This is a genomic window from Acetonema longum DSM 6540, assembly GCF_000219125.1.
Taxonomy (GTDB): Bacteria; Bacillota; Negativicutes; order Sporomusales; family Acetonemataceae; genus Acetonema; species Acetonema longum.
The window spans coordinates 61,307-71,996 of sequence record NZ_AFGF01000280.1 but is presented as its reverse complement, the minus strand read 5'-3'; the positions used below and the strand labels follow the sequence as shown (position 1 = coordinate 71,996).

The following is a 10,690-nucleotide window of genomic DNA, read 5'->3' as shown; positions in this document are numbered from 1 at the left end:
TGCGCTCAGACCGGATACGAAATAGGGAACACGATGCCTTCCTGAATTTGATTGGATCAGGCCGCCCCCATCAATGTAGGAGTAATAAAAATGATGATCTCCGTTTGAGACTTTGTCGTATTCGTAACTTTAAACAAATTTCCCAGGAGCGGCAGCTTGCTGAGCAGCGGTACGCCCGATTCATTTTTAATGTTTGACTCTTTCAGCAAACCGCCAATGACAATCGTCTCCCCGCTTTTTACGTTCATGATGGTTCCGCCTCGCGGGAGCTGATTTGCGGCGCGGTTAAGTTGTTTTGCGTCTCTTTGCCGCTGATGATATTAACGATCGTCTTGGCTTTAACCTTTAGCAGCTGCTCATCAAAATTGACCACGGCCGGAGTCGTGTATAATTCAATCCCGACTTTTTTATATTCGACAGTAGGACTGCCGTTAATGTCCTTGCTGAAAATAGGGACCTCATCGCCGGTGGACAGATGGGCTTCTATGTTATTGAGCGTAATAATATAGGGCTTGGCCAATATTTTGCCGATGTTTTTGGTTTCCAGGGCAGTCCCCACAACGCCGGCTTTCCATTCCCTGCCGATAATTCGAGTCGGGCTCTGATCATACGAGGAAGTATGGGTATACGTCCCTACAATATCCTGCCAGCTCACGCCTATTTTATTTTCCTCATTTTTATTGATTTCCACCACCATAAACTCTACTTTGATGCTGGGGGTTTTGCAGTCTAGTATTGCGATGAGGTCGCCAACCTGTTTCGCCTGGTCGGGAGGCGCGTTGACGATAATGCCGGGGGGATTGGCGCTGACAGTTACGCTGCCGCCCAGGCCCAATATGCTTAAAGCAGTCTTGATGTCCTGCATATTGGCGTATTGGACAGGAAAAAACACCGGGGAAGTCATCCTGCCCCTCGTCGTAATGATGATGACGCCGTTTTTCTCCGTCCAGGTAAAGCCGACATTATCTCCCAGTAAATTGAGCAGTTCCTCTAAGGTGGCGTTAGAAAGCCGGACCGATACCCTTCCCGGTATCCGGCTGTTGATCAGAATCTTTTTATCCAGCTTGTCGGCAACCGAGTTTACTATGTCAATCGCGACGGCGTCAACCATTTGAATCGTAATGCGCCCATTCTCCACCAGGAGAACATCGGGAAATACTTTGGCGATCGGCTCCGTCCCGGATATTTCATCTAAATCCCCGCCATAGAGCGGCTTGTCCGCCGGCCCGTCTGCTTTTTCCTCAGGCTTATTTTCCGCGGCGGAATCGGTTTTATCTTTTGCTTCCTCCGGGTTCTGCCTGGGGATGATGATTTTCGGCATTAGAAAAACGGGGTCCTTGATTGGGGCGGCGTCCGCCATAGTCGGTAAGGCAATCAAAAGGCAGAAGATTAGCAGCAACCCAAGATATTTTTTTATGATCTTTCTCTCCTTCCCCGTGTTCCGCCATCTTACTTTCATAGTAAAAACTTTCCATGCAGAATAGCCTGATTCCTTTTAAATGGATATGAATTTCAAGAAAATATTAAAATGTATTTGATTTTTCCAATAATTAACCTATAATAAACATAAAAGGTATATTTTTACTATGTTCACTATAAAAAAACTTCGCATTCGATGAAAGGAGGGCGGAAAATCTCAGCCATATTTTAAGAGGAGGATGATCTTGGTATGAAAAAGTCTATCGTATTCCTGTTGTTGGTTTTCATGGTGATGGTTTCGGTCTCTCCCCTGGCAACGGCCGGTCCGGCGCCAGCTTTGACCAAGGTGGATATTGCCGCTTTTACGGCAGAAAATTATAGTAATCAGTGGCAAAAGACTCCCACCAGCTATCCGAAAAGCATGAGCGGTTACTCATTTTCTGGGCCGGTGCTGTATATGGCCGTAGTCTATACCGGCTATCCCAATTGGAACCTTACGTTCATCAAAATAAACGGAAACCAGTTTAGACATTCGGAGATCCCGAGCGAGCGGGTCAATCTCGTCAGCGGTGGCGTCATTGTCGGATATGAAGTCCACTACAAAATTCCGAAAGCCCAATTGAGCTCTAGCAACACAATCAGTGTCAATTCTAGCGGGACCAACGGCGGTTCTGGCAGCAGCGTATCCACCAATATAAAATTCGTTAAATAAACCGCTATAAAGTTCGTCAAATAGACAGAAAAAGGCGGTCTCATATTCCGGAGACCGCCTTTTTCCGCTTTCCCATTGCCTGATGCGCCACTTCTACAGTGAGAAGTTTACGCCACCTTTTTAAATGCATCCACCAACTGTTGAAATGCATCTATCATTTTTCGGGTATTTTCTCTGAAAAATTCCGGATCACTGCCGCTAGGAGCGCCTTGTTTCAATCGTTCCTTCTCTTGATTCAGCATGTCCGTAAACAAGTCCTGACAGGCGCGAGCGTCAGCCCCCAGTTGTTTAGCCATAGCGTTCATTTGGGCGGTAGTCAGGTCGATAGCACCGGCAGCATTTTTCATTTGGCAGATAATTCTGGCTTTAAAAAAAGCCATATCGACACCTTCCGCTTCCAGCTTCTTGCAAGTCTCAATCCAGGTTCTCTTGACCTCCATTGATGCCGTTTCCGGGGGATAGTATACCGTTACGCCGTTTTGGTCGCTGATAAGGCCGCAATATCTCTCGAAATCCTCGCGGCTGACAGGCTCTTGCGCCTGGTTGGAATAGTTCTCGGGAACCAGGGATACATTTGTTTTGACATAAGAATCCCGCCCTTGCGGCACAGACGCTGCGGCAGCCATTTGCGGCGCCACCTGCCTGCCGCTTTTTTGCCATGCCGTTGACTGGTAGGCATCTAGACCGTTTACTGCTTGTACCATGTAAATCCTTCCTTTCTGCTCTGCTTTGTTATTTCTAAGAGTGTTACTCAAATGACGCCATCAAAACCTTCCATTGGTTATATCGTCTTTTTTTTTAAATTGCTTAAACCTGAGCTAAATAAAATCTACATACTGTGCATCATTTTCAAGCAGCAGATTCCTGTTTTTACTCGATTTTTCAGGATGTGTTATTAATTCAGAAACCGTTTCTAAAAGTGATCCTGTCAGTATATCCAAAGTCCTGAGTTTGTATCAACACCATCCGTCTCCGGACATTTCGTGCGGTTTACGGAGCTTTATACCGAAAAATCAAATTACCCAACATTACGCTGCCTCCGGAATGCCGGCATATTTATGAAACTAGGTGCAACCGACTCAGATGAAGGGATAGAACCCCTTTCACGGGGAAAATCGTGAAAATTGAGTTTGCGGTCTAGTAAGACAAAAACGGCAGGCCATAATGACCTGCCGTTTCTTTATGCCCTTATGCCAAGGAATGTTCCGGGCTTCTTTTAGCTCTGAAGTTTCTGTTATAGTATCAGCATAGCGTCGCCAAAGCTAAAAAACCGGTATTCAGAGCGTACCGCCTCTTCATAGGCCTGGAGGACATGCTCCCGGCCGGCAAAGGCGGAAACAAGCATCAGGAGCGTGGACTGGGGCAGATGGAAGTTAGTGATCATCCCATCGATCACCTGAAACCGATAACCGGGATAAATAAAAATACCCGTCCAGCCGGTCCCTGCCTGAATACGATTCTCCCGGCCGACAGTCTCCAAGGTGCGTATCGCCGTAGTGCCCACAGCAATTACCCGTTTGCCCCTCTCTTTGGCCTCGTTGATAATCCGGGCTGTTTCGCCTGGTATGGAATAATACTCTCGATGCATCTTATGATTGGTAATCTCTGTCTCGCTAACCGGCCGAAAGGTGCCCAGCCCCACATGCAGGGTGATGAAAACCGTATTAACGCCTCGCTTCTGAAGTTCTTCCATCATTTCCCGGGTAAAGTGCAAGCCGGCAGTGGGAGCAGCCGCTGATCCCTTTTCTTTGGCGTACACCGTCTGATACCGCTCGGCATCGTTCAATTGTTCTTTTATGTACGGCGGCAGCGGCGTAGTCCCCAGGCGGTCAAGAATAGCGAAAAAAACTCCTTCGTAATCAAAGCGAACCACGCGTCCGCCAAAATCAGTGTGTCTCAGCACCTCACAGGATATTTCGGGGCCAAAGTCAATTTTTACGCCGATTTTGGCCTTCTTGCCCGGTTTGACCAAGACCTCCCACTCCCGATCATTCAGCTGAGTCAGGAGAAATACCTCGATTTTGGCGCCGGTATCTCGTTTGCAACCGATCAGCCGGGCCGGTATCACTCTGGTATCATTGAATACCAGAGTGTCTCCCTCCGTTACATAGTCGAAGAGATCATAAAAATGACGATGCGTCAGCTCGCCGGTTTGACGGTCCATAACCAGCAAGCGGGAATAGTTCCGGGGATAAATTGGAGTCTGCGCGATGAGTTGTTGCGGCAAGTAGTAATCAAAATCAGACAGCAGCATAAAATAGCCTCGCTAGTACAATTTTTCAATCTTGCTATTTTGATAGTAATAGGTCAGTATGTCCTGGTAATAATTGCGCCTATTGCCAGCTTTCTCAGCCAGAGCCTTGGCGCCCCATTGGGACAATCCCACGCCATGTCCCTGGCCAAAACCGGTAATAATCACTTCATCCCGCCAGGAATCCTTAACGGTGTGAAGCATAGGAGCGGATTTAACGGCAGCCATTTTCCGGTTGTTTCCAGGTTGAATGTCTCTCTTTTGAAGTATGACGGTTCCGGGGGAAGCTGATGAAGAAAGAGTAACGTCAAACATGGTGCTGCTTAACCCCAGCATACTCCTGAGTTTATTGCCGTCTACTTTAACAGTGCCGGCGGAACCAATGAATTCCATCGTTTTAACCCGGCCGGACAGGCTTCGGTCAATCGAAGCCGAAGGCTGTTTTAAAGGAGACAATCGAATCGCCTTGAGAGTACCGACTTTATAACCTTGGGAACTCAGTTTATCTGTCAGGGCTTGAACGCTGATGCGTTTTTTCCAGGAGAAATTTTTCTGATCATGATCAAAGTCCGGAACTCCTTTCAAGTAAGGAGAAGAGCTTCCCCAGACATATTCGCTGTTTTCCGTATGGCCGCCGGAACTGGCATGGAAGTAAGCAGGAATTACTTTTCCCTGATAGGTTATCACTTGACCCCGGGTCTCATCCACTGCCTGATTGCCCCGGCTTTTTTCGACTCCCGCGCCGCCATAGACCTGGCAATGAACTGTGGGGCACACATCATAACCGTCATTCTTATGTTTATTCACATTATACAACCCATAGTTGCGGGCTGCCACTGCCTGAGCCTTGACGGCCTCCATCGGCCATTCCGTACTGATTTCCTTGGCGATCACACCGTATACATACTGCTCAAGGGGCAGATGCTCAATCACTGTCAGCCCGCTTTGCCCGACGGTAGGCTTGATTTGAATCCATCCCCGGTAACGATGCCGATTCACAATTAAAAACCGGCCTTTTTTATTTTCCGTCAGGCTTTGCTGCAGAAGCGCATCGTTTGCGGAGGAATTTCGCCGGGAACTGCGTCTGAATTTTCTCGAATCATCTTTGAAAGCAAGCTGAATGGACCTGACGGATATCGGCTTGTCATTGACCGTCAAAACCTGGCTTTTCATGCTGATCTTCACTGTTTCACGAGCCCGAAATGTGTGGATTTTTTGGCCGGAATCCGCCGCCACCAGCATAAAATCGCTTTCCGCCGAAACCAGGACCTGAGGCTGCCCTGACAGCAGCCCTACCCGAATCAAAGGTTCCTGACGCTTAGCGGCATAAAGCGGATCAGCCATGATTCCGCTAAAGAATGTAAACAATAGGACTAAAGTTACGTTCATGCAAAGTTTCTTCATTTACTCGCTCCTTCCGGTCGGCCTGTTATCGCCGAAAAAATAAATTCAGAAGAATAGTCAATATAATGCTTAGCAGCAAAGAGGTAACCAGCGGGAAATGAAAGCTGAAATTGCCTTTCTCCCAGTGAAAGTCTCCCGGCATCCGGCCGAAAGGAATCCACTTGCCGCCAAAGTGCATAATCGCTCCCGTTACCAGCAGCAAAACGCCGATCAGCATCAGGGTTTTGCCCCAAGAATCAAAGCCGAACAAACGAATCCCTCCTAATTGCTTTTGACCAGCTTGTAGTAGCGGTCTCTCTCACTGAAAATACAGCCGCAGTAAGGCTGACGATACAGCTCCATTTCCCGGCTGATGGCAACCCCTTCCTTCCAGCCAGTCCGAAAATCCACATAGTAAAAAGGCACTCCAGTCTCTGCCGCAACGGTTTCAGCGGTTTCCCGAATGATTTCATGCTGCTGATAGGGGCTAACCAGGAGAGTGGTGCTGAAATGGCTGAATCCGTTCTCCCGCGCATATTCAGCCGTGCGCCTCAGGCGCAGCCTGTAGCAAGCCCGGCACCTGCCGCCAGGCGAATCCAGCACCTGCTTGATATACTCTTCCAATGTATACTCTGGCTGAATAATCATAGACAAGTTTACCTTTTGAGCGTAAAGCTCCGCCGCCTCCAGCCGCCGGGCAAATTCCTTATAGGGATGGATGTTGGGATTATAAAAAAATCCTGTTACCTCAATGCCGGATTCCCGGATCTGCTTTACCGGATAGATGGAACAAGGCCCGCAGCACATATGCAAGAGCAAATTCATGATTCATCACCTATTCTTATTGCGAACTATATCTTTGGACTCTATTCCAGGCTGCTCAAAAGAGGGTTTCCTGGTCCCCCTGATACGGTACACCCATGTGAACATAAGCCGCCTTGGTGGCCACGCGCCCCCGGGGTGTACGCTGCAAAAATCCCAGTTGAATCAGAAAGGGTTCATACACATCTTCGATCGTATCAGTTTCTTCACTGATGGCGGCAGCCAGTGTGTCCAAACCCACAGGCCCGCCGCCGAATTTAGTGATAATCGTTATCAGAAGTCTCTGGTCAATCTTATCCAGACCGCAGGTGTCCACTTCCAGCAGGCCTAAGGCCTTTTGCGCCAACGATTCGGTGATGATCCCATCCCCGTCCACCTGGGCAAAATCCCGTACCCGTTTCAGGAGCCGGTTGGCAATACGCGGCGTACCCCGGGAACGTCTGGCGATTTCCCGTGCCCCATCGGCTTCAATTACAATATTTAGGATTTCCGCCGCTCGCTTGATAATATACTCCAGATCTTCGGTATGATAGTATTCCAGGCGGCAGATGACCCCGAATCGGTCCCTCAGCGGCGCTGTAAGCGCTCCAGCCCGGGTGGTGGCGCCCACCAGGGTGAATTGGGGCAAATCCAGCCGGATAGAGCGGGCGCTGGGGCCTTTGCCAATCATGATATCCAGGGCGTAATCCTCCATAGCCGAATAAAGCACCTCTTCCACATTTCGGCTGAGACGATGGATCTCATCAATGAATAATACGTCTTTCTCGTTCAAATTGGTTAACAGGGCAGCCAAATCGCCGCTGCGCTCAATAGCCGGCCCTGATGTAATGCGAAAATTCACGCCCAGTTCATTGGCAATAATATTGGCCAGGGTGGTTTTTCCCAGTCCCGGCGGTCCATACAGCAGCACATGATCCAATGCCTCGGACCGGGATAAAGCCGCCTGTACAAAAACCGATAAATTATTTTTCACCTGATCCTGCCCGATATATTCCTGCAACCGCCGCGGGCGAAGGCTGTATTGCCAGGAGTCGGCGTTTTGCTCCATACCGGCGACTAACCGTTCCTCACCGGTAACTAATCGTTCCTCCATGCCGTATTATTACCTCCTAGCTGCAAATTCTTTTAAGGCCAGCTTCACGGCCTGTTCCACACTCATGGCATCTCCCTGGTCAGCCGGCAGTTTTTTCAACACCGGCATGATTTCTTGCTGGGTATAGCCTAAAGCCAGGAGAGCCTGCAGCGCTTCCCGCTGGATATCCATCGAGCCGCCGCTGCCGACCGGAACTGCAGCCGGTAAAACGGCAGCCGCGGCACCGGGCAGACCAGCCACTTTATCTTTCAGTTCCAGGACCATCCGTTCAGCGGTTTTTTTGCCGATGCCGGACACCCGGGTCAGAGCGCTCAAATCCTGCTGCCCAATCGCCATAATAAACTGAGCCGGGTTCATCACCGAAAGGATGGCTAAGGCTGCCTTCGGACCAATGCCGGTAACCGACAGCAACAGCAGAAACACTTCATACTCCTGCTGCGTTAAAAACCCATAGAGCAACAGGGCATCTTCCCGTACATGCAAATGGGTAAACAATTGCACCTGGGCGCCTGTCGCCAGCTTTTCACGGCTGGAACCGGGGATGAAGACCCGGTAGCCTACTCCGTTTACTTCCAAATAACAATACTCCAGGCCAAGCATAGCAACCTTGCCTTGCAGATATCCAATCATAGTCCGCTCTCCTGCCAATTTCTCAGGTTATATGTATGCAATGTACAGACAGCCACAGCCAGGGCATCGGCCACATCATCGGGACGGGGGGCTTCCCGCAATGCTAACAGCCGCTGGACCATATAAGTCACTTGATCCTTGGTGGCCTTTCCGTATCCAACTACCGACTGTTTAACCTGCAGGGGCGTAGGCTCCAGAACCGGCAGTCCTGCCGCCGCTGCCGCCAGCAAAACGACCCCTCTGGCTTGTCCCACAGCCATAGCCGTTCGCACGTTTTTATTGAAAAAAAGCTGTTCGATCCCCATCACGTCTGGTTTATACTGCTGAATCACTTTTTCAATTCCCCTATGTACCTCAAGCAACCTATCCGCAGTTGAGCTGGCGGGACTGGTTAATACCGCGCCAAAGTCAACAGGCTTTAAGGCGCTGCCATCCAGTCTGACAACGCCATAGCCGCATATGGCAGTCCCCGGATCAATGCCCAATGCCAACATCCATTCTGCCTCCTTCTTCCTGTAACAGGATTTCGACGATAACTGCTGCAATTCCTACCATAAAAACACCTGAAGCCACTTAAGAAATATAAAAGACTGCCAGAACGAAAAAAGAGGAGTCTCTGCTCCTCTTTTCTGATATCCAGATAGGCCTTTTGCAACGGCCCCCTAAAAAGTTGTTGTAAAACTCATCTACAGCCTCGAATCTGGGACCGTTCAAAAAGGTTTAGATGCTAGGTCAGAGAAACGCTCGCGTTTCCGTACTAGCGAAGAACTCAAGAGACTTTTCGGCTCGGGAGAAGCACCCACTACTGCCACTTTCCCGAAAAGTTACGGATTCTGATGCAGCGCGACGAGGACGTGCGTGAGACTGTACGTTCGCAGGGTACGTCGAACGCACGCCCGCAGGAGGCTGAAGTGACGCAGATGGGCCTTTTTCAACGCTCCCCTAGCGGGATTGCATTCCTTCCAAGGTCTTCAGCATGTCCTCCTTTGACTGGACGACTATACCTCGCTGCAGTTCGGCAACATCATCCTGGGTCAAATGATTCACCGGAATTTTGGTAACTTCCTTGACAATGGGCTTTCGTCCGGGCAGGCCATAAAACACCGTAACATAACCGTCTTTTTGGCCGATAAATATATTGTTTGCGTGTTCCCGGCACATACTGTCAATCGTCAGGGTCATTCTTACTTCGCTTGCATCAAAATGATCTATATTCCAGCCTGTATAGACTTTTTGAAACTGTAACAGGTTCATACCAATCAGGCTGTCTGCCGGTTTGGTACGCGAAGATTCTTCGTCGCCGCATTTTGAGTATACAATTCTTTGGTAAATGTCTGTCTGGGGAAAAATTTTTACAGAGGCATCCTGCTTTACTAATTCGGTTTCCATCTCTTTTACAGAACTGCCATCGGAAAAAGAAAGACCCGGCAGGTAAAAATATGCCAATAACCCCACTATGAGAAGAATACCAAACAGCCAGACGAAGCGATATGGCATTTTAGGATGGAACAAATCAGACAACTCCTTTTGTTTGGTGTTTCTTTTCATTATTCCCGAAAAGAATACAATTTATACCAAGCCAAAAGATTTTTGCCTGCTGTTCCTCTTATTTACTCCAGCATATCATCCGGAACATCAAAGTTACCGTATACTTCCTGCACATCATCATGTTCTTCCAAAGCATCCACTAGTTTAATAAGCTTCGCGGCATCATCACCGGCCAGAGCAATGGTGGTTTGCGGCACCATCGTGATTTCTGACGAAGCCACGGTAATCTTGCTTGCTTCCAGCGCATTGTGCACCGCCTCAAACTGGTCCGGAGCGGTTATAATTTCAAAGGCTTCCTCATCTTCCGCGGAGAAATCTTCCGCGCCGGCATCCAAGACCAGCAGCATCAAGCTTTCTTCGTCAGCGGCGCTTTTTTCCACCCGGATGATTCCCTTTTGCGCAAACATCCAGGAAACACAGCCTGATTCACCCAGATTACCGCCGTGTTTGGAAAAAAGATGGCGGATGTCGGCTGCGGTCCGGTTGCGGTTATCCGTCATGATGTCCAGCATGATAGCCACACCGCCGGGGCCGTACCCTTCATAGAGAATTTCTTCATAACTGCTGCCGTCGAGAGCCCCGGCGCCTTTTTGAATCGCTCTCTGGATATTTTCTTTGGGAATATTATTTTCCCGGGCTTTTTGCAGAGCCAGTTTCAAACGCATATTGCCGGCCGGATCAGAACCGCCGTTTTTTACGGCAATCGTTATCTCCCGGCTGATCTTGGTGGTAACTTTCCCTTTGATGGCATCCATCTTGCCTTTTTTATGCTTTATATTGGCCCATTTTGAGTGTCCAGACATCAAAATCCCCTCTCAAACTGCATAATGAT

The 10,690-nt window shown here is 49.0% G+C and carries 11 protein-coding genes and 1 pseudogene; 1 reads left to right on the top strand and 11 read right to left on the bottom strand.

The annotated features are described in order from the left end of the window. Window positions 1–56: 56 nt before the first annotated feature. Window positions 57–697: pseudogene (locus ALO_RS23410) on the bottom strand (type II secretion system protein GspD). Between the two features lie 972 nt (window positions 698–1,669). Here ALO_RS23410 and ALO_RS20240 point away from each other — a divergent pair. Then, complete coding sequence (locus ALO_RS20240; protein WP_004100005.1) at window positions 1,670–2,131, top strand: DUF4879 domain-containing protein; 462 nt, start codon at window positions 1,670–1,672, stop codon at window positions 2,129–2,131. A 107-nt stretch (window positions 2,132–2,238) separates the two neighbouring features. On the opposite strand, the gene ALO_RS20235 is transcribed toward ALO_RS20240, so the two are convergent. From ALO_RS20235 to ALO_RS20190, 10 genes are all read right to left on the bottom strand, one after another. Further along, on the bottom strand, window positions 2,239–2,835 hold the full coding sequence (locus ALO_RS20235) for a hypothetical protein (RefSeq protein ID WP_004100003.1): 597 nt from the start codon (window positions 2,833–2,835) through the stop codon (window positions 2,239–2,241). A 530-nt stretch (window positions 2,836–3,365) separates the two neighbouring features. Continuing rightward, window positions 3,366–4,385, bottom strand: coding sequence for a tRNA preQ1(34) S-adenosylmethionine ribosyltransferase-isomerase QueA (gene queA, locus ALO_RS20230; protein WP_004100002.1), 1,020 nt, complete (start codon window positions 4,383–4,385; stop codon window positions 3,366–3,368). A 12-nt stretch (window positions 4,386–4,397) separates the two neighbouring features. Further along, the gene (locus tag ALO_RS20225) at window positions 4,398–5,786 is read right to left on the bottom strand and encodes a SpoIID/LytB domain-containing protein (protein WP_004099997.1); all 1,389 of its coding nucleotides are present in this window, start codon (window positions 5,784–5,786) and stop codon (window positions 4,398–4,400) included. 25 nt (window positions 5,787–5,811) lie between these two features. Next, complete coding sequence (locus tag ALO_RS20220; RefSeq protein ID WP_004099991.1) at window positions 5,812–6,036, bottom strand: DUF2905 domain-containing protein; 225 nt, start codon at window positions 6,034–6,036, stop codon at window positions 5,812–5,814. Window positions 6,037–6,047: 11 nt separating this feature from the next. Beyond that, a complete protein-coding gene (locus ALO_RS20215; protein WP_004099990.1) occupies window positions 6,048–6,590 on the bottom strand; it encodes an epoxyqueuosine reductase QueH in 543 nt (180 codons plus the stop codon). Window positions 6,591–6,645: 55 nt separating this feature from the next. Then, on the bottom strand, window positions 6,646–7,680 hold the full coding sequence (gene ruvB, locus ALO_RS20210) for a Holliday junction branch migration DNA helicase RuvB (RefSeq protein WP_004099988.1): 1,035 nt from the start codon (window positions 7,678–7,680) through the stop codon (window positions 6,646–6,648). 9 nt (window positions 7,681–7,689) lie between these two features. After that, window positions 7,690–8,310, bottom strand: a complete 621-nt coding sequence (ruvA, locus tag ALO_RS20205; RefSeq protein ID WP_004099985.1) for a Holliday junction branch migration protein RuvA — start codon at window positions 8,308–8,310, stop codon at window positions 7,690–7,692. Beyond that, window positions 8,307–8,804, bottom strand: a complete 498-nt coding sequence (ruvC, locus tag ALO_RS20200; protein WP_004099984.1) for a crossover junction endodeoxyribonuclease RuvC — start codon at window positions 8,802–8,804, stop codon at window positions 8,307–8,309. Before ruvC ends, ruvA begins: the two co-directional genes overlap by 4 nt. Before the next feature lie 448 nt (window positions 8,805–9,252). After that, window positions 9,253–9,822: a BofC C-terminal domain-containing protein gene (locus ALO_RS20195; protein ID WP_004099983.1), complete on the bottom strand. Its 570-nt coding sequence runs from the start codon at window positions 9,820–9,822 to the stop codon at window positions 9,253–9,255. A gap of 98 nt (window positions 9,823–9,920) precedes the next feature. Beyond that, entirely contained in the window at window positions 9,921–10,661 is a 741-nt protein-coding gene (locus tag ALO_RS20190; RefSeq protein WP_004099980.1) for a YebC/PmpR family DNA-binding transcriptional regulator, read from the bottom strand. Window positions 10,662–10,690 lie beyond the last annotated feature (29 nt).